The sequence below is a fragment of the Bacillus sp. VA15 genome, assembly GCF_055721145.1.
This window is the reverse complement of sequence record NZ_JBVQPQ010000001.1, coordinates 558,412-579,590: the sequence shown is the minus strand read 5'-3', so window position 1 is coordinate 579,590 and position 21,179 is coordinate 558,412. Positions and strand designations below refer to the sequence as shown.

At 44.3% G+C, this 21,179-nt stretch carries 25 protein-coding genes; all 25 read right to left on the bottom strand.

What is annotated here, in order from left to right; all coding sequences use genetic code 11:
- Nucleotides 1–193: 193 nt before the first annotated feature.
- Entirely contained in the window at nt 194–373 is a 180-nt protein-coding gene (locus tag AC0DBE_RS03120; RefSeq protein ID WP_061186895.1) for a hypothetical protein, read from the bottom strand.
- A 146-nt stretch (nt 374–519) separates the two neighbouring features.
- The gene (gene spo0A, locus AC0DBE_RS03115; RefSeq protein WP_003226427.1) at nt 520–1,323 is read right to left on the bottom strand and encodes a sporulation transcription factor Spo0A; all 804 of its coding nucleotides are present in this window, start codon (nt 1,321–1,323) and stop codon (nt 520–522) included.
- Between the two features lie 276 nt (nt 1,324–1,599).
- A complete protein-coding gene (gene spoIVB / locus AC0DBE_RS03110; protein ID WP_014114356.1) occupies nt 1,600–2,880 on the bottom strand; it encodes a SpoIVB peptidase in 1,281 nt (426 codons plus the stop codon).
- Between the two features lie 173 nt (nt 2,881–3,053).
- A complete protein-coding gene (gene recN / locus AC0DBE_RS03105; RefSeq protein ID WP_472961040.1) occupies nt 3,054–4,784 on the bottom strand; it encodes a DNA repair protein RecN in 1,731 nt (576 codons plus the stop codon).
- Between the two features lie 35 nt (nt 4,785–4,819).
- Complete coding sequence (gene argR / locus AC0DBE_RS03100) at nt 4,820–5,269, bottom strand: arginine repressor ArgR (protein WP_014114358.1); 450 nt, start codon at nt 5,267–5,269, stop codon at nt 4,820–4,822.
- A gap of 96 nt (nt 5,270–5,365) precedes the next feature.
- Complete coding sequence (locus tag AC0DBE_RS03095; protein WP_072566534.1) at nt 5,366–6,211, bottom strand: TlyA family RNA methyltransferase; 846 nt, start codon at nt 6,209–6,211, stop codon at nt 5,366–5,368.
- Nucleotides 6,208–8,109 carry a 1-deoxy-D-xylulose-5-phosphate synthase gene (dxs, locus tag AC0DBE_RS03090; protein ID WP_061186892.1) on the bottom strand — a complete coding sequence of 634 codons (1,902 nt, stop codon included), beginning with the start codon at nt 8,107–8,109 and terminating at the stop codon, nt 6,208–6,210. The genes AC0DBE_RS03095 and dxs overlap by 4 nt, the downstream gene beginning before the upstream one ends.
- A 180-nt stretch (nt 8,110–8,289) precedes the next feature.
- Nucleotides 8,290–9,180 carry a polyprenyl synthetase family protein gene (locus AC0DBE_RS03085; protein WP_072182049.1) on the bottom strand — a complete coding sequence of 297 codons (891 nt, stop codon included), beginning with the start codon at nt 9,178–9,180 and terminating at the stop codon, nt 8,290–8,292.
- Complete coding sequence (locus AC0DBE_RS03080; RefSeq protein WP_003226409.1) at nt 9,170–9,424, bottom strand: exodeoxyribonuclease VII small subunit; 255 nt, start codon at nt 9,422–9,424, stop codon at nt 9,170–9,172. Before AC0DBE_RS03080 ends, AC0DBE_RS03085 begins: the two co-directional genes overlap by 11 nt.
- Nucleotides 9,421–10,767: an exodeoxyribonuclease VII large subunit gene (gene xseA / locus AC0DBE_RS03075; RefSeq protein ID WP_439846223.1), complete on the bottom strand. Its 1,347-nt coding sequence runs from the start codon at nt 10,765–10,767 to the stop codon at nt 9,421–9,423. Before xseA ends, AC0DBE_RS03080 begins: the two co-directional genes overlap by 4 nt.
- 135 nt (nt 10,768–10,902) lie before the next feature.
- Nucleotides 10,903–11,754, bottom strand: coding sequence for a bifunctional methylenetetrahydrofolate dehydrogenase/methenyltetrahydrofolate cyclohydrolase FolD (gene folD / locus AC0DBE_RS03070; RefSeq protein WP_014114365.1), 852 nt, complete (start codon nt 11,752–11,754; stop codon nt 10,903–10,905).
- An 11-nt stretch (nt 11,755–11,765) separates the two neighbouring features.
- Nucleotides 11,766–12,161, bottom strand: coding sequence for a transcription antitermination factor NusB (gene nusB, locus AC0DBE_RS03065; protein WP_472961035.1), 396 nt, complete (start codon nt 12,159–12,161; stop codon nt 11,766–11,768).
- Nucleotides 12,162–12,425: 264 nt separating this feature from the next.
- Nucleotides 12,426–12,833 (bottom strand): fatty acid biosynthesis protein YqhY, encoded by a 408-nt coding sequence (yqhY, locus tag AC0DBE_RS03060; protein WP_003236896.1) that lies wholly within the window; start codon nt 12,831–12,833, stop codon nt 12,426–12,428.
- Nucleotides 12,834–12,853: 20 nt separating this feature from the next.
- Complete coding sequence (gene accC / locus AC0DBE_RS03055) at nt 12,854–14,206, bottom strand: acetyl-CoA carboxylase biotin carboxylase subunit (protein WP_014114367.1); 1,353 nt, start codon at nt 14,204–14,206, stop codon at nt 12,854–12,856.
- An 11-nt stretch (nt 14,207–14,217) separates the two neighbouring features.
- A complete protein-coding gene (gene accB / locus AC0DBE_RS03050) occupies nt 14,218–14,700 on the bottom strand; it encodes an acetyl-CoA carboxylase biotin carboxyl carrier protein (protein ID WP_327816344.1) in 483 nt (160 codons plus the stop codon).
- Nucleotides 14,701–14,856: 156 nt separating this feature from the next.
- On the bottom strand, nt 14,857–15,513 hold the full coding sequence (gene spoIIIAH, locus AC0DBE_RS03045; RefSeq protein ID WP_014114369.1) for a stage III sporulation ratchet engulfment protein SpoIIIAH: 657 nt from the start codon (nt 15,511–15,513) through the stop codon (nt 14,857–14,859).
- Nucleotides 15,514–16,203: a stage III sporulation protein AG gene (gene spoIIIAG, locus AC0DBE_RS03040; RefSeq protein WP_014114370.1), complete on the bottom strand. Its 690-nt coding sequence runs from the start codon at nt 16,201–16,203 to the stop codon at nt 15,514–15,516.
- A complete protein-coding gene (gene spoIIIAF, locus AC0DBE_RS03035) occupies nt 16,196–16,816 on the bottom strand; it encodes a stage III sporulation protein AF (RefSeq protein ID WP_061186888.1) in 621 nt (206 codons plus the stop codon). Before spoIIIAF ends, spoIIIAG begins: the two co-directional genes overlap by 8 nt.
- A gap of 13 nt (nt 16,817–16,829) precedes the next feature.
- Nucleotides 16,830–18,029: a stage III sporulation protein AE gene (gene spoIIIAE, locus AC0DBE_RS03030; RefSeq protein WP_014114372.1), complete on the bottom strand. Its 1,200-nt coding sequence runs from the start codon at nt 18,027–18,029 to the stop codon at nt 16,830–16,832.
- Between the two features lie 18 nt (nt 18,030–18,047).
- The gene (gene spoIIIAD, locus AC0DBE_RS03025) at nt 18,048–18,449 is read right to left on the bottom strand and encodes a stage III sporulation protein AD (RefSeq protein WP_003230228.1); all 402 of its coding nucleotides are present in this window, start codon (nt 18,447–18,449) and stop codon (nt 18,048–18,050) included.
- Nucleotides 18,450–18,455: 6 nt separating this feature from the next.
- Entirely contained in the window at nt 18,456–18,662 is a 207-nt protein-coding gene (spoIIIAC, locus tag AC0DBE_RS03020; RefSeq protein WP_003153142.1) for a stage III sporulation protein AC, read from the bottom strand.
- A 22-nt stretch (nt 18,663–18,684) separates the two neighbouring features.
- On the bottom strand, nt 18,685–19,200 hold the full coding sequence (spoIIIAB, locus tag AC0DBE_RS03015) for a stage III sporulation protein SpoIIIAB (protein ID WP_003226383.1): 516 nt from the start codon (nt 19,198–19,200) through the stop codon (nt 18,685–18,687).
- The gene (gene spoIIIAA, locus AC0DBE_RS03010; RefSeq protein ID WP_061186887.1) at nt 19,194–20,117 is read right to left on the bottom strand and encodes a stage III sporulation protein AA; all 924 of its coding nucleotides are present in this window, start codon (nt 20,115–20,117) and stop codon (nt 19,194–19,196) included. The genes spoIIIAB and spoIIIAA overlap by 7 nt, the downstream gene beginning before the upstream one ends.
- A gap of 75 nt (nt 20,118–20,192) precedes the next feature.
- Nucleotides 20,193–20,474: a YqhV family protein gene (locus AC0DBE_RS03005; RefSeq protein WP_003226379.1), complete on the bottom strand. Its 282-nt coding sequence runs from the start codon at nt 20,472–20,474 to the stop codon at nt 20,193–20,195.
- A gap of 143 nt (nt 20,475–20,617) precedes the next feature.
- On the bottom strand, nt 20,618–21,175 hold the full coding sequence (gene efp, locus AC0DBE_RS03000) for an elongation factor P (protein WP_003226377.1): 558 nt from the start codon (nt 21,173–21,175) through the stop codon (nt 20,618–20,620).
- Nucleotides 21,176–21,179 lie beyond the last annotated feature (4 nt).

Below are 21,179 nucleotides of genomic sequence, written 5' to 3'. Positions count from 1 at the left end.
TCGGCAGTCTTTTTTCAACTTTAAATAAATAATTTATGTAAACATCTAAACAGCAGGAGAAGGAGCTCGCCAGCTGCTTGGGGAAGCAAATCTAGGAGAAGCCCGTCACGCTTTCTTGCGTTTTTCTTTTTCATTCGTACGTCTCCTTTGTTCATGAATGCTTCCTTACTTACGATTTTACAGGGAAAAGGTTTCAATTTGATCCTGATTGTTTGTTTTTTATGATCCAAGCAGCGAAAACACATGAAACCATGACTGCAAATGAAATAAAGTCAATCAGGGTGCCTAGTATGTGTGATTCTGTCATGATGTTTGAATTCACGCAAAGCGCCAGGATAAATAACGCCATCAGCAGTCCGTATTTTTCAAACACCTGTATCACTCCTCCTTGCGGAAAATAGATCCTTCATATTCATCACCCATGAAACAAATGTCCCCAAAACAAAACGCCTCCTATTTATCAGCGCAAACTAATAAATAAAAGACGTTTGATTTAATCATCAGTTAATATGCTCATGCTTAAGAAGCCTTATGCTCTAATCTCAGCTTATCCGCAACCATCGCAATGAACTCTGAGTTTGTCGGCTTAGCTTTTGTCATACTGACTGTATAGCCGAACAGCGAGGAAATGGAATCAATGTTGCCTCTGCTCCATGCCACTTCGATCGCATGGCGGATCGCTCTTTCTACACGGCTAGCGGTTGTGTTGAATTTTTTGGCGATGTCCGGATAGAGGACTTTTGTAATACTGCCGAGCAATTCAATGTCATTGTATACCATTGAGATTGCTTCGCGCAGATAGAGATAGCCTTTAATATGTGCTGGGACGCCGATTTCATGGATAATGCTTGTGATGCTCGCGTCGAGATTTTTCTTCTTTGGTTCAGGCTGGCTGCTGCGTATAATGCTGCTTTGCGATGATGGCGCACGATGCGTCACGCTGCTGGCATTTCCGCTGACTTGGCGGATATGTCCGACAAGGTTTTCCATATCAAACGGTTTGAGAATAAAGTAGGAAGCGCCTAAATCGACGGCCTTTTTCGTGACATCTTCCTGTCCAAAGGCTGTCAGCATAATGACATTCGGCTGTTTTTTCAGATCTGATTCCCTCAGCCGCTCTAAAACCGCAAGTCCATCCAAATGCGGCATAATAATATCCAATACGAGCACATCGGGATCTTTTTCTTTAAACAACGACAGGCATTCCTGTCCGTTATAAGCAACACCGATCACTTCCATGTCTTCCTGTCCTTCTATATATTCACTCAACAGGCTTACCAGCTCTCGATTATCGTCAGCAACACAAACTTTAATTTTCTCCACGTTTCTTCCTCCCCAAATGTAGTTAACAGGATTCACCCTTGCTACATGTTTACATTCGACAAAACCGCTATATACCCTCTAAAAAAAATCATAATCACCAATATTAGTGGCATATCTTTGTTATTCTATGTTTTTCTCCGTTTTTCGACTAAAAATGAAATTTGACAAACAAGGAAACGTGAATTTGTCGAAAAATCTTCTTTTGTACATTTTACCGTATGTATTCCGAGAAGTGAAGAGGGATCAAAACAAAAAAACTGCCGGAAATACCGGCAGTCAGCTTGCTTTTTCTTTTTCGTAAATATCGATTCCTGCTTCTGACAGCATCCATTCAATATGAACGCCGTAGCCGCTTGTCGGGTCATTTACAAACACATGGGTGACAGCGCCGATCACTTTTCCATTTTGAATGATCGGACTCCCGCTCATCCCCTGTACGATGCCGCCTGTTTCTTTCAACAGTCTTGGATCGGTTATTTTTAAAACCATTCCTTTTGTCGCCGGGAATTTTTGCGGTGTTGTGCTGACGATTTCAATATCAAACTTTTCTACCTTGTCATCATCAATGACCGTTAAAATTTCAGCAGGCCCTTTTTTGACTTCAGTAGAAAACGCAACCGGCAGTGCTTGATCTGAAATGTTGTTTTGAATCGGCTGATGCAGTGTGCCGAAAATGCCAAATGGGCTGTTTCTGTTAATATCCCCGATCGTTTTGCGTTCTGAGGAAAATCGCGCCAGTTTTTCTCCCGGATTTCCGCCTGTCCCTTTTTCAATGGATGTTACAGTTGATTTAACAATTTCTCCATTTTCCACTACGATTGGTTTCTTTGTGTCCATGTCAGAAATCACGTGGCCAAGTGCTCCGTATTTTTTTGTTTTCGGTTCATAAAAAGTCATTGTGCCGATGCCAGCAGCAGAATCCCTGATGTATAAACCAATTCTGTACTTGCCTTCTGCTTCATCCTTTTCCGGAATGAGCTTTGTTTTGATTTTTTGTTTGTCACGTTTAATGAGCAAATCTAAGGATTCTCCGGTTTTACCGGCTTTCTGAATAAATGGGGCCACATCATTCATTTTTTCAATTTTCTGTCCATTCATCTCAATAATGATGTCGCCCGCTTCAATACCGGCCGTTTCTCCCGGAGATTTTTTGCCTTCACTTGTATTGATTTGATGAAATCCGACGACAAGAACACCTACGGAATGAAGCTTTACACCGATTGATTGTCCGCCAGGTATGACCTTTAAATCAGGAAGAACCTGCACTTTTGTTTTTTTGATTGGAAATCCGGCAAGATCGTATACTAACTCTGACTCACCTGATTTTTTGCCTGTCACCTTAATTTCATGCGGGTCTTTCTTTACTGTAAACGCTTCTGATGATTCTTGTGCATGAGCGTTTACTGATAAACCTGTTTCAATCGCTTGTGTTTGGGTTTCAAATACTCTCATTTGCGTTGGAATCAGTAAATACTCTTTTAGCGGTTTGCATAAACCTACACTTAATAACGAAACAAGGAGAATTAAACCTACTGCTTTTCTGATGTTATCGGGCATTCACTACTTCACTCTCCTCGCTCCTATCCCACACCTTCTTTATGTCTTGCTGCTACATCTTTAATTTTGCCTTCTGACACCTTATTTATAACTGTCATATAAAGAAAAACATTGGATATACTGATGAACGAATGGATGTGCGCGAAAAAAATAAGCTGCGCTTCTCGCGCAGCTTACCCAGTTGTTTTGACTTGATCCGCTTGTTTTAGAAGTTCTTTCGCATGGCGTTTCGTCAAGTCTGTTACTTCGACTCCGGCAATCATGCGCCCGATTTCCACTACCTTTTCCTGCTTAGACAGCGGCTTGACACGTGTCGTGGTTCTGCCGTCTTTTAACTCCTTCGCAATATAAAGATGCGTATCGGCCATGGCAGCTACCTGAGGCAAGTGTGTAATACACAGCACTTGTGATCCTATTGAGACTTTATGGATCTTCTCAGCGATTGCCTGCGCGACTCTGCCGCTTACACCGGTATCTACCTCATCGAATATAATCGACGTCACATCCTGCTGTGAGGAAAAAATGCTTTTGATGGCAAGCATCACCCGGGACAACTCCCCTCCGGAAGCGACTTTCGAAAGGGATTTCAAAGGCTCGCCTGTGTTGGTTGAAATTAAAAACTTGACCAGATCAATTCCTTGGTCAGTCAGCTGAACAGGCTGGCCGTTTACAATCGGCGCCTCCTCATTGCGAGACGCTGTTCTGACCTTAAATTCCGTATCAAAAGTTGATTTTTCCATATAGAGGCTTTTTAATTCTCGATGAATCTCATCGGCCAGCTTTTTCGCCCATGCTTTCCGGATTTGTGAAACATTTGCCGCTTCCACCGCAACATCTTTGCCGACTGAGTCAAGCTCCTTCTTCACGCTTTGAAGATGGCTGTCCCTGTTTTCAATTTGGTCAATCTCTTCTTCAATTTTAGAGGCGTATTCCAAAATCTCCTCAACAGTTGCACCGTATTTTCGTTTCAGCTGTTTGATTTCATTAAGACGCGTCTCAATATAATTCAGGCGTTCCGGGTCATATTCAAGCTCATCCAGCATATTTCTCATCTGAAATGTAGCGTCCTCCAGCAGATAGTAAGAGTTCGACACACTTTCAGACAGTTTTTTCAGCGGTTCGTTAATATCGGATATATCTTCGAGCTGCGCTGATGCCATTCCGACCCAGTCCAGTCCGCCCTGCTCACTGCGAAGCGCGTTATATGCATTTTGCAGCGATTCATAGATCTTCTCAAAGTTTGAAATTTGCTGGCGCTCTTCTTGGAGCTGTTCATCTTCATTAAGCTCGAGCTTTGCCGATTCGATTTCTTCGAGCTGAAATTGAATAAGGTCCAGGCGGTGGGCCATTTCCTGTTCGCTTTCAGAAAGCTGTTTTAGCTTTTTAAGCAGCTTCATATACCGATGGTACCCTTCCTGATATGCTTGAAGCGCGCTTTCTACTTCGGCTCCGGCAAACTTGTCCAAAAGCTGGAGATGATTTTCGTCCTCCATTAACAGCTGGTTATCGTGCTGCCCGTGAATATCTAATAAAAGCCTGCCGATCTCTCTTAACGAAGCAATCGTGACAAGCTTGCCATTAACACGGCAAACGCTTTTTCCGCTCGTGCTGATATCCCTTCTCATGACGATCATTTCGTCTGAAACGTCGATTCCCTGCTCAGTGCATATGTCAAAAACGGGGTGGCCGCTCTCCAATAGAAACAGCCCTTCAAGCTCGGCTTTTGTCTCTCCATATCTGACAAATTCAGATGATCCGCGGCCTCCGACTAAAAGAGAAATGGCGTCTATGATGATGGATTTGCCGGCTCCGGTTTCTCCTGTTAAAACCGTGAGCCCTCGTTCAAAAGAAACCGTCAGTTCCTCAATAATGGCAAAGTTTTTAATCGATAGTTCAGCTAACAAACAGCATTACACCTCTTATCTTTGTTAGATTTCTGTTACAGCAGCTCAAGCAGCCTGTTTTTTACGCCGTCTGTATCTTCAGGAGTCCGGCAAATAATTAAAATCGTGTCATCTCCGCAAATGGTTCCCATAATTTCATCCCAGTCTAAATTGTCCATCAGCGCTCCGATTGCCTGGGCGTTTCCCGGCATCGTTTTCAGCACAATCATATGGCTTGCTGAGTCTATTTTCACAAATGCGTCCATCAATGCCCGCTTCAGCTTGGACAACGGATTGAAACGCTGGTCTGCCGGAAGACTGTATTTGTAAGAGCCGTTATTCGTAGGCACTTTCACAAGGTGAAGTTCTTTGATATCCCGTGAAACCGTGGCTTGTGTTACTTTGTATCCATCCTGCTTCAGCATGTCGACCAATTCATCCTGCGTTTCGATTTCATTGCTTGTAATGATCTCTCTGATTTTAATATGCCTCTGGCCTTTGTTCATGTAAGCACCTCTATTTCCAGCTTATCTGTTCTTTTATGTTATATGATTCTCTGCAAATTGTACATGAATGCAGAAAAAAGGAATAATAGCGCCCTATTATTCCGGTACATCTGCTTTTTTTTCTTTTAACGTCTTATGTGCCTCTTCTACAACGCGGATGATCTCTTCTTCCGGCAGCTCTTGTCCTTCCTGTCCCTCTCCCGGCCAATGCAAATGAAGGAGAAATTCAATATTTCCGTCTCCTCCTGTGATTGGAGAAAATGACAGGCCTTTGCAAATATAGCCTTCAGCCGCAGAGAAACTATTCATTCGCTTGAGAACATCCACATGCACTTTAGGATCTCTGACAATCCCTTTTTTGCCGACGGATTCCCGTCCCGCTTCAAACTGAGGCTTAACTAGAGCCATGCAGTCGCTGCCCGGTACGAGTAATGTTTTGAGGACAGGCAGGATGAGCCGCAGTGAAATAAAGGACACATCAATTGTGGCAAACTCCGGCATGCCCTTTGTAAAGTCTGCCGGTGTTGCATAACGAAAGTTCGTCCGTTCCATCACGACGACCCGTTCATCCTGTCTAAGCTTCCACGCAAGCTGATTATAGCCTACATCCACAGCGTATGACTGTTTAGCTCCATTTTGCAAAGCGCAGTCCGTAAAACCGCCGGTGGAGGAGCCAATATCAATCATAATTTTATCCTTGACAGAGACGGGAAATTCCTTCAACGCTTTTTCGAGCTTTAAGCCGCCCCTGCTCACATACCTCAGCGGGTTTCCCTTGACTGTTAGCGGAAGGTCGCGATCAATTTTTTCTCCAGGCTTGTCCAAGCGGTTTTCGTTTGAATAGACGATCCCCGCCATAATGGCTCTTTTGGCTTTTTCACGCGTTTCCGCCAGCCCTCTTTCCACTAATAATACATCTAATCGTTCTTTCTTTGACGTCATGATCCAATTCCTTTGTGTGTCTTTGGCGGCATCAGTAATCTAATACGATTTGCCACCTGCTGTTTTGTCAGTCCAATTTCCTCAAGAAGCGCCGTTACACTTCCGTGTTCAATAAACCGATCAGGTATACCCATTCTGTCGATCGGAGTATGATATTCACCTTGATCATGAGCGAATTCTAAAATCGAGCTTCCGAAACCGCCTTCTAAGACCGCTTCTTCAATTGTTAAAATTGGCAAGCCTTCTTTTAAGATACTCTTCATCATCTTTTCATCAATCGGCTTAATAAAACGCGCATTCACAACGCGCACGGAGAGTCCTTCTTTCTGTAGCTCTTCGGCTGCTTCAAGCGCCATTTCGATTGTTGTACCGAATGTTAAGATGACTGCATCGTTCCCTGGACGCAGCACCTCCCACGTACCGATCGGAATCGTTTTCAGCTGTTCATCCATTTTTACGCCGAGTCCGTTTCCGCGCGGAAAACGCATCGCAATCGGGCCTTCGTCATAGCTGAGTGCTGTATGAACCATATGCTGTCCTTCATTTTCATCTTTCGGCATCATTAAGACGATGTTTGGAATGTGGCGCATAAACGCAATATCAAACACACCTTGATGTGTCTCACCGTCAGCACCTACGAGTCCTGCACGGTCAATTCCAATAAACACATTGGCGTTTTGGCGGCAAATGTCATGAACCACTTGATCATATGCCCTTTGCAGGAAGGTTGAATAAATCGCCAAAAACGGCTTCATCCCCTGCATTGCCATTGCTGCAGCCATCGTTGCGGCATGCTGTTCTGCGATTCCTACGTCGAACATTCGGTCAGGGAATTCCTTTGCGAAGCCTTCGAGCTTTGAGCCGACAGGCATAGCCGGCGTAATGGCTACAATGCGTCCGTCCTCGCGCGCCATTCGCTGCACAGTGCCGCTGACAAGGCCGCTCCATGAAGGAGCTGCTGCTTTCGGTTTTACAAAGTCACCGGTATTGATTTTATATGGTCCGGTACCGTGCCATGTTCCAATCGTATCGGTCTCAGCCGGTTTGTACCCCTTCCCTTTTTTCGTGATGACATGCAGGAGAACAGGGCCTTTCGTTTTTTTGGCGTATTGAAGATTCTCAATCAGCTCATGATAAGAATGTCCGTCCACCGGGCCTAAATACGTAAAACCAAGCTCCTCAAAAAACATTCCGGAGACGAGCATGTATTTCAGGCTGTCTTTGATCCGTTCCGCCGTGGCGGCAAGTTTGCCTCCAACTGCCGGAATCTTTTTAAACAAGTATTCGAGCTCATCTTTGACCCACTGGTACTTCCCGGCAGTGCGCAGCCTTCCGAGCATAGAATGAATGGCACCGACATTCGGTGCAATACTCATTTCATTATCATTTAGGATGACAATCATGTCTTTTTTCTCGTCGCCGATGTGGTTCAAGGCTTCAAGCGCCATTCCGCCGGTCAGCGCGCCATCACCAATAATCGGAATAATAAATTCATCCGTTCCTTTAATATCACGCGCAGCTGCCATTCCCATCGCGCCTGACAGAGAAGTTGAGCTGTGCCCGGTTTCCCAAACATCATGCTCGCTTTCACTCCGCTTTGGAAATCCGCAAAGCCCTTTGTATTGGCGAAGCGTCGCAAATTCTTTTCCGCGTCCTGTCAGCAGCTTATGGACATACGACTGGTGGCCTACATCCCACAAAAATTTGTCTTTTGGGCTGTTAAATTCCTTATGCAGCGCAACAGTAAGCTCTACGACACCTAAGTTTGGGCCGATGTGGCCGCCGGAAGCGGATAAAGTTGTAATTAAAAATTGACGGATTTCATCACTTAATTTCTCTAATTCATCAATGGACATGTTTTTTAAAAACGACGGGTCCTGTATTGATAAAAGATCCAAAGCGGATCAACTCACTTTCAGCATGAATTTCTGCAATGATACATGTCTTCTGCATGTCGAGCTGGACAACAGCCAGATCTCAGACATAAAAAAAGACAAACGCGCTTTTCCTTTTCATTTTTCATATAAACTGCTTACATTTTACCATATCTCGTGCAGCCGCTTCAAATTAGGATCGGTTTAGTGATCTCTTGCCGCAATTAAATCACAAAGCTCATATAAAAGGTCTTTTTGAAGAGAGAGTCCGCCGATCAAACGCTTCGCCTCTTTTATGTGAACATCCAATTTATGTTTGGCCCCTTCCAGTGAAAGAAGTGACGGGTAAGTCGATTTTTCGTTTGTTGTATCCGAGCCGACACGTTTGCCGATTTTCTCTTCACTGCCTTCTAAATCTAAAATATCGTCTCTGATTTGAAAACCGATTCCAATGTGGCTGCTGAAGGTACGCAGCGTTTCGATATCTTCCTCAGGCGCATCCGCCAAAATAGCACCGGCGATTACGCAAAAACCGAGGAGCTTGGCGGTTTTCCGTTCATGAATGGATTCGAGTTCTTCAAGCGTGACTTGGCGATTTTCCGCTTCCATATCAGCTACTTGTCCCCCGACCATGCCTTCGGTGCCTGCCGCTGAAATCAGCTCATTCACAAGCCGAAGGCGCTTTTCTGCTGACACCTCGTCTGACACGTGGGAGGTGATCAGCTTAAAACTTTCCGTCAGGAGCCCGTCACCCGCTAATACTGCTGTCGCTTCACCGAACACTTTATGGTTTGTCGGCTTCCCGCGGCGCAAATCGTCATCATCCATACAAGGAAGGTCATCATGAATCAATGAATACGTGTGAATCATTTCGACAGCACACCCGACCGGAATGCCGTCCTTTTCACTTTTCCCGTATGCGTTTAAAACGGCTAGTACAATGAGAGGACGCAGCCGCTTTCCGCCAGCCTCAAGGGAATACAGCATAGATTTTTTTAATGAGTCCGGCATATCGAGCTTTTCTGTATAGACAGAAAGCTGATTTTCAATCGTTTTTTTCCGCTCCGCCAGAAAGCTCGTTAATTTATTTGTCACCTTCGTCTTCCTCCTGAACACTGAAAGGTGCCAGTTCGCCGTCTTCTTTTAAAATGAAGTCCATTTGTTTTTCGACTTTTTGCAGCTTTTCGTGACACATTTTTGAAAGAGCCATGCCTTCTTGGAAATAGTTAATCGCTTGCTCTAAAGGCACATCACCCTCTTCAAGCTTTGACACAATGCTCTCAAGCCCTTTCATCGCTTCTTCAAATGTCATGTTTTCATTTTTTTTAACGTCTGTCATTTTTCTTCCCCTCTCTTTTCTAATACTTCACAGGTCAGCACGCCATCCTTCAGCTTGACCTCAAGCTGGTCCTTCTCTTCTATTTGACTGACACTTTTAATGAGTTCGTCTTCTTTATAAGCCAAGCTGTATCCTCTTTCCATCACTTGAAGAGGACTTAACGCATTCAGCTTGCCAAGAACAGTTTGAAATTGGGAATGCAGCTGCTTCATTTGGATATTCATATTTTTTCTCAGCTGATTTGTTTGTTCCTCATATCGTGTTCTCGCTTGCTTCAGCTGTTCAAGTGGATGCAGCGCCTCTAATCTGTACGTTTCACGCTCCAGCTGTCTGTTTTTTCGATCTAAAAGAGCGGTAAGCTGTGCTTGAAACTGCTGATAGGCAAGGTCAAACTGCTGCTCCTTTTGCGCATACAAACGCTTTGGAAAACGAAAGGCATACGAGGATTGCAGCGTTTGAATCCGTTCTTTTTTCTGACCGAGATGGTGTTGCATCGCTCTTGTCATTCTGACTTCCGCTGTTTTTGTCCGTTCGATTAAATCAGTGGTATGCGGTACGGCAATCTCAGCTGCTCCTGTCGGTGTCGCAGCTCTAATATCAGCGACAAAATCACTGATCGTAAAGTCGGTCTCATGCCCGACAGCCGATATAATCGGAATGTTAGAAGCAAAGATCGCACGTGCTACAATTTCTTCATTAAATGCCCACAGTTCTTCTATCGAACCGCCGCCTCTCCCGACAATTAATACGTCGCACATCTCTTTTTCATTTGCCTCTTCAATGCGGCTAACGATGGATCTGCTTGCATTTTCGCCTTGTACGAGCGCTGGAAGAACAATGACTTTTACAAGGGGATATCTTCTTTTGAGAGTTGTAATGACGTCTCTAACAGCGGCACCCGTCGGAGATGTCACAACCCCGATTGTGGCTGGAAATGCGGGGATTTGTTTTTTGTAGCGGTCGTCAAATAAACCTTCTCCGGCAAGCTTCTTTTTTAACTCTTCGTACGCTAAATAAAGTGCTCCGACCCCGTCAGGCTGCATTTCTTTGGCATATAATTGGTAGTTTCCGCTCGGTTCATATACGGAAATTCCGCCTCTGACCAGCACCTTCATGCCGTTTTCAGGTTTAAAAGGCAGACGCTCGCTCTGTCTCGCGAACATCACCGACTGCATTCTGGCGTTTTCGTCTTTCAATGTGAAATAAATGTGGCCTCTTGTGTGTATTTTTACATTCGATAATTCGCCTTTAATCCAAATATTTTCAAGGTGAGGATCTACATCGAATTTTCGTTTTATATACTTTGTCAGCGCTGAGACGGTAACAAACGCTGTTTCACCCATGTCTCAAACTCCTCTCATAAGCATTCCTGCACCATAACTAAAGAAAACCCGCTCTGGCTTTAGGAGCCTGAAGAAGCGGGTATCGTGCTCATATTCACGGCGGGCAAAACCCCGCCTGTGAATATCTCCAATTATCTATGATAACGTACGTTTCGCAGATTTAACAGTATTATGCGCAAGCATCGTGATGGTCATCGGACCTACTCCGCCCGGAACCGGCGTGATGAAGGATGCTTTTTCCTTTGCCCCTTCAAATTCAACATCTCCGCAAAGCTTTCCGCTTTCCAGACGGTTAACGCCTACGTCAATGACAACAGCGCCTTCTTTGATCTGGTCTGCACTGATGAAGTTGGCTCTGCCGACTGCGACCACCAGGATGTCCGCTTTTTTCGTATGTTCGGTCATATTTTCTGTTCTTGAATGACAGTAAGTAACTGTCGCGTTTTCATTTAATAAAAGCTGGCCGACAGGTTTGCCGACAATATTGCTTCGGCCGACTACAACAACCTCTTTACCGGAAAGGTCGATATTGGTTTTCTTCAAAAGCTCAACAATTCCGTGAGGCGTGCAAGGAAGAAACGTATCTTCGCCAAGCAGCATTTTCCCTACGTTTAACGGATGAAAACCGTCTACATCTTTATCAGGAGAGATACGTTCGATCACCGCTTTTTCAGAAATATGGTCTGGAAGCGGAAGCTGAACGAGAATGCCGTGAAACTCAGGGTCTTGATTGTATTGATCGATAATGGAAAGCAGTTCAGCTTCTGTGAGGCTGCTGTCAAATTGATCAAGCTTGAAATTCATTCCCATTGTTTCAGCCGCTTTTTTCTTTCCTCGCACGTAAGAGTGAGAAGCAGGATCATCTCCAATCAAAATAACCGCCAGTCCGGGGGTGACCCCTTGCTTTTTAAGCTCTTCTACCTCTTTTGCCAATTGTTCGCGTTTTTCTCTAGCCGTTTCTTTTCCGTCGATGATTGTTGCAGTCATTTTCTTTCCTCCTATGATTGGTCAATATCAGATTTAATGTTAGAAAGAACCCCGTTTACAAATTTTGTCGCTTTGTCATCACCAAACCGTTTTGCCAGCTCAATCGCTTCGTTCATGGAGACATTCACCGGAATATCTTCGGCATATGCCATTTCGTAAGCTGCCAGACGCAAAATCGCGCGGTCAACATTGGCAATCCGATCGAGCTTCCAATTCACCAGATGCTTGGAGATCATTTCATCCAGCTGGACTTGATGTTCCAATACCCCGTGTACAAGCTGTTCAAAGAAAGGATCTGTTTTTTCTTCATCCAGTGTGTGTTCTATGGCTTCATTCACTGCAATATCGCTGACATCAATTTGAAATAGTGCCTGCAAAGCTTTTTCTCTTGCTGTTCTTCTTTTCATTTTCTTTCTCCTTTGATCCTCTTTATCCGCTTGTCGTTAAGCCACAAAGAGATCATAACATATTTTTTTCGTATCCGCATATTGAAATCAAGGTTTTTTCACCCTATTACCGAATATTTTCATGCACCTTAATATGATCATTCGGATTTCACGATCATGAAGAAACTCGGCTGCCTTGAGCCGGCTTTCTTCATGCTTTGAAATAAAGGGTAACGTGTAAAAAAACCAAAGGGCCGCCCTCCCCTTGGTTTCGTGTTAAGCCATTTACATTTCTTCGTCGATTTGGACTTCCTGGGCTTTTGTGTCAAATTGAATGCCGACGATGTGAATATTGATTTCATTAATCGAAAGAGACGTCATATTTAATAAGGTTTGACGAATGTTTTCCTGAACGGACGCTGCAACTTTCGGTATCGAAACACCAAATGTAACGACACAGTATACATCGATCGTAATTCCATCATCCGCCAGATCGACTTTGACACCTTTGCCATGATTCACTTTACCGAAGCGTTCGACGACGCCTGTCGCAAAGTTTCCGCGCATTTCGGCAACACCGTCAACTTCTGAAGCTGCAATGCCGGCAATGACCTCAATGACTTCCGGGGCAATCTCAACCTTACCCAAATGCGTATCTTCTTGATCCATTTTAAGCAAGCTGTTGTCTTTCATTCAATTCACCTCCGTAAAAATTATGAGCCCATTACATCATATGTTTCTAAAAATTTCGTATTAAACTCTCCGCCAACAAATGTTTCGTGTTCAAGCAGTTTTAAGTGGAACGGGATTGTTGTCTCAATGCCTTCGATGACAAATTCGCTCAATGCGCGCTTCATGCGGGCAATCGCTTCATCTCTCGTTTTTCCGTATGTGATCACTTTTGCAATCATGCTGTCATAGTACGGAGGGATGGAGTAGCCCGGGTACGCAGCTGAATCGATACGGACACCAAGACCACCAGGAGGCAGGTACATTTTAATTTCACCAGGTGACGGCATGAAATTTTTACTTGGATTTTCTGCGTTGATTCGGCATTCGATGGCCCAGCCTTCAAATTCAACATCTTCTTGCTTGAGGCTCAGTTCCATTCCTGATGCCACTTTGATTTGTTCCTTAATCAGGTCAGTTCCCGTCACCATTTCTGTGACTGGGTGCTCTACCTGAATTCTCGTGTTCATTTCCATGAAGTAATAGCGCTGTTCATTGTAGTCATATATAAATTCAACTGTTCCAGCACCTGTATAGCCAACCGCTTTTGCAGCCTTTACCGCTGCATCGCCCATCTGCTCCCTAATTTCTGAATCAAGCGCAGGAGATGGTGATTCTTCCAAAAGCTTTTGCAGGCGTCTTTGGATCGAGCAGTCGCGTTCCCCTAAATGGATGGTATTTCCGTAGTTATCGGCAAGCACTTGGATCTCAACATGACGAAAATCCTCTATGTATTTTTCGATGTAAACACCTGGATTTCCAAATGCAGTTGCAGCTTCCTGCTGGGTAATCTTAATGCCGTTAATCAGTTCCTCTTCGGTGCGGGCAACCCTGATTCCTTTTCCGCCTCCGCCTGCTGTGGCTTTTATAATTACAGGATACCCAATTTCATTAGCAAGTGAAACCGCTTCTTCCACATTTTCTATAATTCCTTGTGAACCCGGTACGATCGGCACGCCGGCCTGTTTCATCGTTTCCCGCGCAACGTCTTTTGTTCCCATTTTTGAAATGGCGTCAGCGCTCGGGCCGACAAATGTGACGTTAACTTCTTCACATAATTCCGCGAAATCAGCATTTTCAGCTAAAAACCCATATCCCGGATGAATAGCATCCGTGCCTGTCAGCTTTGCAACACTCACAATATTTGTAACGTTTAAATAGCTGTCTTTTGATGCTTTCGGTCCGATACAAAAAGCTTCATCGGCCATTTGAACATGAAGGGCATCTTTATCAGCTTCTGAATAAACAGCGACAGTCTCAATTCCGAGCTCTTTGCAGGCTCTGATGATTCTGACAGCAATTTCTCCTCGGTTGGCGATCAATAGCTTTTTAATCATGTTAAGTCTCCTTACTCTGCTTTTACAAGAAATAGAGGTTGTCCGTATTCGACCAGCTGGCCGTTTTCTACTAATACTTCAACGATTTCGCCTTTTACTTCCGCTTCGATTTCGTTGAAAAGCTTCATCGCTTCTACAATGCAGACAACTGTGTTTTCATTTACTTTTGAACCAGCCGTTACATACGGGCCAGCTTCCGGAGATGAAGATGCATAAAATGTTCCTACCATTGGTGAAGTGATTTTATGCAGATTCTCATCTTGCTTAGTTTCTTCTTGGGCAGGTGCCGGCGCTGCTTGCTGCGCTTGCGGCTGAACTGCCTGCGGAGCCTGTGCCTGTACAGGTGCTGCCGGCGCCTGCTGCATGACTTGAACAGTGCCTGCTTCATGTTTTTTCAGTTTTAAGGATACACCTTCATTTTCATATACGAATTCGTCAATTGTAGACTCGTCAATTGCTTTAATCAGCTCGTGGATTTCTTTCATATTTAACATTCAATCGCACTCCTATGTATGAAATTTCTTTTTTATAGGTTACTACTAAAAGTACATACTATGTTCATCTTACAGGAGCGGACTTTTGAATTCAACTCTAATATGATTGGCACGCCAAAAAGCCCGCTGTTTAAGCGGGCGTGTTTTTCCTCTTTTTTACTTGGATGGTTCAAATGTGACAGCGACGTCTTTCATTGTTTTGATTTCTTTTGCCACAAGGTCTATAATGGCTGTCGCCTTCGATTTGGAGTGTTTGTCTGATTTGACTGTAATGTTGATTTTATCTCCTTCAGCATTGACGAGCGCGTCTTCGTAGCCTTGTGTTTTAATAAGCGTTTCCAGCTGTTTTTCTGTTCCTTCCACTTCACTGAGAGCCGTCATTTTATCATATGCTTCGCTCTTTTCCTTTGCTGTTGCATCATCGCTTGACACAATGGCATTCAGTTCTTCTCTTTCTTTGCTTCTGGCATCTTCTAAATCAAGACGGTACGTCGTGAACAGATCATCATCGGCTGTTTCTGTTACAACAGTTCCTTTTTCACTAGCTTCAGCGGATGTCTCCTTGTCTGCTGATGAATCTTTTGTGCCCTTTGTTCCATCCTCTTTTTCTGTTTCAGTTTCTGTACCGTTTTTTTCCTTTGTGTCTTGCTTGGGAGGCGCTTTTTCAGTTGCGACCTCTCCGCTGTCAGACGCGCTTTTTTCACTTTGCATTTGCACGGCATTTTTGCTTTCCGGCGACATGATATAGTAGACGCTTAACACCACGACAAGACTGAGCATTGTTAATAGCCAAACGGTTTGTTTTTTGAGCATTTATGAATCCTCCTTTATTTTTTTAGGGGCAACCGCAACCCGGTGGCTTGGAACATCCAGGACCCGTGTCACCGCTTCAATAATGGTTTGTTTTATTTGAACGTTGTCCACTCCTTGAGCAACAACGAGTACACCGCGTATATCAGGCTTTTTCGTTTGGACGACGACTGGTGTTTCCTTATCGCCGTTTTTGATCATGACGATTTCTTCTTCTGATGTCTGGTCTGTAACGCTTCTTGTTCCGCCTTCTTTGTCTGTTTCTTCAGTGGTTGTATTTTTGTTTGATTTGTTTTTTTCGTATACTTTCAGCGACGTTGCATCAACATTCACGACTACAGAGACATCGTCCACACCTATGATCGTTTCAAGAATTTCTTTCAGCTGATTTTCGTATTCTTTTTCATAATCATCGATCGAGTCCTTAGGTTCATCAGATTTTGAGGCTTTAAACACTTCGGCTGTTTTCTCTTTGCTGTCTTTGGTATCTTGTGATGATACTGGCGTTATCGTTTTGGCGTTTTCTGTTTTCTCAGGTGAAGAAAACAGCTGGCTGACAAGCATAAAGGAAACTCCGAGAACAAAAACGAACAGAAAGTAATGATATTTGGTCAGCTTCGGTTTTTCACCGTCCTTCGTTTGCCCCGGAAGAAACTGCTTTTTCAATACATTCCATAATCCGTTTTTATTCATTGCCGACACTCTCCCCGCCTTCCATATGAACCGTAATTTTCTCACTTCCGATTTCCCAAATGTCCGCGAGCTGTGACTGGATCTGTTTGGCTTCTTTTTGTTCGGCTGCTTCTTTCGTTACGTATGCATGATCTGTATCAATGTGGACCGGCGCGACCGTTTGGACCGTTTTTTCAGAAGACGGGGCCATATACACGCTGATTGTTTGAATATCCTCTTCTGAATCTACCTTTTCTCCTGCCGTGAGTTTGATGTTGCCTACTTTGTATTCATCATGACTGAATCTCTCCTCCGCTTTCTTTTTTAGTTGGACAGCCATTTCTTCTAAAATATATGCACGCTGGGAAGCTTGTATTTCTATTTTTTTTGAATTGATTTGATTTTTTATGTCGGCAGACTCTGACTGCCCGTTTTTTGTAAGATATTCAAAGATGACTGCAGGGTCTGTGTTGAAAAGCTTAAAAATCGGCGTGAGCATGACGACAATTAAGAGCAGGCTGACTACCATTTTTGCGTACTTTTGCATGCTAGAGCTTGGCAGCAGCATATCAATCACAATTGCAAATAGGATAAACAACACGATGGTGGTAAGCCATTCAGTTAAAAAACTCATCCGCCAGCCTCCTTTATTTCATCATCATCGTGAGGTTTCCGGCTGTGATTATGACGGTAAGGCTTAAAAAAAACATGAGAGACACAATGGCGAGAGCTGCAAAAATATAAATGACGCTTTTGCTGATGACGTCGAGGCAGGTTATGACGGGCCCGCCTCCAAGCGGCTGAAGAATCGCGGCTGCTAGCTTATAAATAAAAGCGAGGGAAAGCACTTTGATTGCCGGAAAAGCCGCAATACAGATCAAAATAGCGACTCCGAGAATCCCTACTGTATTTTTCAGCAGTAAGGAAGCGCTGATCACTGTATCTGTCGCGTCTGTAAACATTCGGCCAAGCACAGGAATAAAGTTTCCGGTTATAAATTTAGCCGTCCTGAGCGTAATGCCGTCTGTCACTGCAGCCGAGGCTCCCTGAACAGAGATGACACCGAGAAAGATGGTGAGAAAGACGGCGAGCGCCCCGATGGCGATATTTCTAAGCAGGTTGGCCAGCTGCGTTACTTTATATTGTTCGGTCATTGTGCTGACAATGCTCAGAATCGCTGATAAGAAAATGAGCGGCATGACAATATTCTGAATCAAAAGACCGCTCGTGTTCATCAGAAAGAGGATAACAGGATGAAAGAAGGCTGCAGATACAGCTCCGCCTGAGGAAGCCAAAAGCGCTAAGAGGAGCGGAATGAGCGCTAGGATAAAGCTGGTCATCGTCTGAATGGCCTCTGTCGCATAATTGATTGCCACATGAAAACTGTTTAGCGCAAGGATAATCAGCACCATGTACACAATTGAGTAAGCGACCTTACTGACGGTGCTTTGTTGAAATGCATTTTGCAGAAGCTGCAGGATAACGCAAAATATCGTGAGCAAAATCAATGTGCCCAACAGCTTTCCGTTGGCAAGCACTTCATGAAACAAATAAGAAAAGAGAGCTTTCAGCCATTCTTGCGGTGAAAATGATTTATCGCCATTGATAAACTCAATTATGCTGCCTTTTTGACTTTCCGGCAGCAGTCCGCCGTACTCTGTCATGATGTCATTCCAAAATTCACTAATCTTGTCTGTTTCAAGCGAGGCCGCTGTCCTTTCCGCTAATTGCTCAGCCGTTTCAGCATGGTCTTCCGTTTGTTCGGCGTCACCGGCTGCTTGTACAATGTCTGCACGGCCTGCTATGATCAGCACGGCCAGAAGCAAAGCCCATTGAAAACGCTTCAATCTACCGCCTCCTTTCGGTTATGACATAGAAGGTATAAGTCCGAGAATCGTTTCGATAATGACGGTTAAAATAGGCACAGCCATAACGAGAATTAAAATTTTCCCCGCCAATTCTATTTTCGAGGCGATGGCCCCTTGTCCGGCATCTTTTGTGAGCTGCGCCCCGAATTCAGCAATATAGGCAATTCCGATAATCTTTAAAATGGTTTCAACATAGACCATGTTGACGTTTGCATTAATCGCGATTTTCTCTATCATTCGAATAATATCGTAGATTTGGTCTACCAAATAAAGAAAAATGGCACATCCGGCAAACACGACGATTAAAAACGCAAAAGTCGGCTTTTGTTCTTTTACAATCAAAGAAAGGAAGGTGGCGATCAGCCCTAAACCTACAATTTGAACAATGTCAATCTGCAAGCCCCCCTATCCTTGGAATAAAAACACAGCTTTTATCTTTTTAAAAAGGTCATCTACAATCGTTGCGACCATAAATAAAATATAGATAAAACCTAACAGCGTCACCCACTGGGCGTATTCTTTTTTGCCCATCTGATCCAAAATCGTGTGTAAAAATGCAACCACGATTCCCACTCCGGCGATTTGAAATATGACATTCACGTCTACTCCCATTTTATTTTTGCTCCCCTCACGTTTACATCAATAGAAGAATGAGTAACAAGCCCGCTAAAAAGCCCAAACTTTTTATCATTTTTTCATTTTTCGCTTGTGCCTGCTCAGCATCCGCTTCCGAGGCTTCCAAATGTGTCAGCGCCAGCTTGATGTGCTTTTGCTGCGAGATTCGATCATGAATCCCGAGCGTCTCACCAAATTGCTTCAGCACTTCATATTCGCTTTTTTTCAAAGACATGGTGTCCCACACCTTCTTTAAGCTTTGCTCCCACGCCGTTTTCGCAGAATCACTTCCTTTGTCCAGCTGATCACTGAACGTGATAAAAAGAGCTGAAACAGGCTGTGCCAGCTGCTTGGCAATCTGCTGTGAAGCAATATGAAGCGGTGTATGGCCGTACATGATTTCAGCCTCGAGGGATTGGAGCGCCGCACGCAGCTGGCGGATTTGCCGCGGCCGTTCTGTGTAAATCTTCGCCATCTCAAAACCTGTCCATGTTGTCGCCACCACAATGAATACAGCACCCAGCAGCTTCAGCATGTCTTCACGCCCATCGTCCCAGACAACACATTTCCGTCTTTGTCATAAATGCGGCTTACTGTACCCGGTCCCTTTGCTCTCGATAATTCCAAATAGCAGTCAAAGGCTCTTTCTTCCCACAAACGCTTCAATGAAGGACGCTTCATCAGGTCGGATAGGCTCCAGCCATGCGCCGAGACGATTACTGAAACACCTGCATGCAGCGCCTCAAGAAGTGCATCTGTATCTTCAATGCGCCCGATTTCATCGACAATGATCACCTCAGGGCTCATGGATCGAATCATCATCATCAGCCCCTCAGCCTTTGGACAGGCGTCTAATACGTCAATCCTCTGTCCAAATTGATGCTGCGGAATGCCGCGCAGGCATCCGGCAATTTCTGACCGTTCGTCGACGATTCCTGTCTTTACGGGCAACATATGGTTTTTGCCGGTGCTCGAGAGTCTCGCAAGATCCCGAAGAAGTGTTGTTTTACCGGTTTGCGGCGGACCGATAATCAGCGTATTCAGCCAGCTTTCTCGATATAAGAATGGAAGCAGCGGCTCCGCAATCCCCAGCTTTTGCCGGGCAATTCGTATATTAAAAGATGTGATGTCACGGAGGCCTTTCACACCTCCGTTTTCCGTGATGACTCTGCCTGCCAGTCCGACTCTGTGACCGCCTCTGATCGTGACATACCCTTTCCTCAGCTCTTCTTCGAGCGTATACATACTATAGTTGCTGAGCCGGCTGAGGATCAGATGGGCATCCTCGACCGTGCCGGCATAGGACAAAAAAACAGGTTGTCCTTTTCGAATCAATTCAACAGGGCGGTTGACCCGAATTCTGACTTCTTCGATTTCCAGCCATTGTTGTTCCGGTATTTCAGAAAGGGCGTTTTTCATGGATTCAGGGAGAACCTCAGCGATTTCATTCAACAGAGCCTCCTCCTTTCTACCGATTGGCTTCTTTAAAATGTATGATGTAAGGCAGACTTTATGACAAGCCTCTCTTTATTTATGAACACCCGCCAAAATCAAAACAACACCCGTAAAAATCAGAATTAGCTTTGCATACGACAGCTGTCCGGCAATTTGATAGATTCCAACAGTCATGGTGATGATAAAAATCAGCGGACCGACAATAGCGAGAATGCTGTTAACCACAACCGCCTTCCGGACATCATTTGTTACAAGCATGATAATCGCTGCCGTCAGTTCAATCATAGAGGATAATACTCGCAATCCGGCCATTGTTAAAACAGTAGAATTGATATTTCCAAGTAAAAATTTCATAGCACTCTCCCAACCTCCCATTTTTTTATAGGATATGCTCTAGCTTGCGGAAGTAGTCTTGTCATTTTCGTATAAAAGAAAGATTCTGTTTTTGGGCACAAAAAAAGCCTGCTCCCATTTGGGAACAGACTTCTTTTTTCTTTCTATGCTCTTGAAACGTAAGAACCGTCTGATGTATTGACAACAAGTGTGTCGCCTTCATTCACAAAGAACGGCACGTTTACAACAAGGCCTGTTTCAGTTTTCGCAGGTTTTGTACCGCCTGATGCTGTATCACCTTTAATGCCAGGTTCAGTTTCAACAACTTTCAGCTCAACTGTGTTTGGAAGTTCGATACCGAGCGTTTCATCTTGGTACATCATGATATGCACAGACATGTTTTCAAGCAGGTATTTTAATTCCTCTTCGATTTGAGTCGCGCTCAGTTCAAGCTGCTCATAAGAAGAAGTATCCATAAATACGTGCTGATCTCCGTTTGCATATAGGTATTGCATTGTTTTTGTTTCGATTTGCGCTTTCGCTACTTTTTCACCAGCGCGGAAAGTTTTTTCCTGAATCGCGCCAGTGCGAAGGTTGCGAAGTTTAGAGCGGACAAACGCCGCACCTTTACCAGGTTTTACGTGCTGGAAGTCAACGACGCGCCAAATGCCGCCATCTACTTCGATTGTTAATCCTGTACGGAAATCGTTAACTGAAATCATGTTT

Excerpts from the sequence above, each read along its gene's own strand:
- argR (WP_014114358.1), bottom strand. The coding sequence starts at position 5,269 with ATGAACAAAGGCCAGAGGCATATTAAAATCAGAGAGATCATTACAAGC.
- spoIIIAG (WP_014114370.1), bottom strand. The coding sequence starts at position 16,203 with ATGAATAAAAACGGATTATGGAATGTATTGAAAAAGCAGTTTCTTCCG.
- spoIVB (WP_014114356.1), bottom strand. The coding sequence starts at position 2,880 with ATGCCCGATAACATCAGAAAAGCAGTAGGTTTAATTCTCCTTGTTTCG.
- spoIIIAH (WP_014114369.1), bottom strand. The coding sequence starts at position 15,513 with ATGCTCAAAAAACAAACCGTTTGGCTATTAACAATGCTCAGTCTTGTC.
- efp (WP_003226377.1), bottom strand. The coding sequence starts at position 21,175 with ATGATTTCAGTTAACGATTTCCGTACAGGATTAACAATCGAAGTAGAT.
- nusB (WP_472961035.1), bottom strand. The coding sequence starts at position 12,161 with ATGAAAAGAAGAACAGCAAGAGAAAAAGCTTTGCAGGCACTATTTCAA.
- folD (WP_014114365.1), bottom strand. The coding sequence starts at position 11,754 with ATGACTGCAACAATCATCGACGGAAAAGAAACGGCTAGAGAAAAACGC.
- xseA (WP_439846223.1), bottom strand. The coding sequence starts at position 10,767 with ATGGGTGAAACAGCGTTTGTTACCGTCTCAGCGCTGACAAAGTATATA.
- spoIIIAC (WP_003153142.1), bottom strand. The coding sequence starts at position 18,662 with ATGGGAGTAGACGTGAATGTCATATTTCAAATCGCCGGAGTGGGAATC.
- AC0DBE_RS03095 (WP_072566534.1), bottom strand. The coding sequence starts at position 6,211 with ATGACGTCAAAGAAAGAACGATTAGATGTATTATTAGTGGAAAGAGGG.
- AC0DBE_RS03080 (WP_003226409.1), bottom strand. The coding sequence starts at position 9,424 with ATGACAGACGTTAAAAAAAATGAAAACATGACATTTGAAGAAGCGATG.
- spoIIIAB (WP_003226383.1), bottom strand. The coding sequence starts at position 19,200 with ATGCTGAAGCTGCTGGGTGCTGTATTCATTGTGGTGGCGACAACATGG.
- accB (WP_327816344.1), bottom strand. The coding sequence starts at position 14,700 with ATGTTAAATATGAAAGAAATCCACGAGCTGATTAAAGCAATTGACGAG.
- yqhY (WP_003236896.1), bottom strand. The coding sequence starts at position 12,833 with ATGAAAGACAACAGCTTGCTTAAAATGGATCAAGAAGATACGCATTTG.
- spoIIIAF (WP_061186888.1), bottom strand. The coding sequence starts at position 16,816 with ATGAGTTTTTTAACTGAATGGCTTACCACCATCGTGTTGTTTATCCTA.
- AC0DBE_RS03005 (WP_003226379.1), bottom strand. The coding sequence starts at position 20,474 with ATGAAATTTTTACTTGGAAATATCAATTCTACTGTTTTAACAATGGCC.
- accC (WP_014114367.1), bottom strand. The coding sequence starts at position 14,206 with ATGATTAAAAAGCTATTGATCGCCAACCGAGGAGAAATTGCTGTCAGA.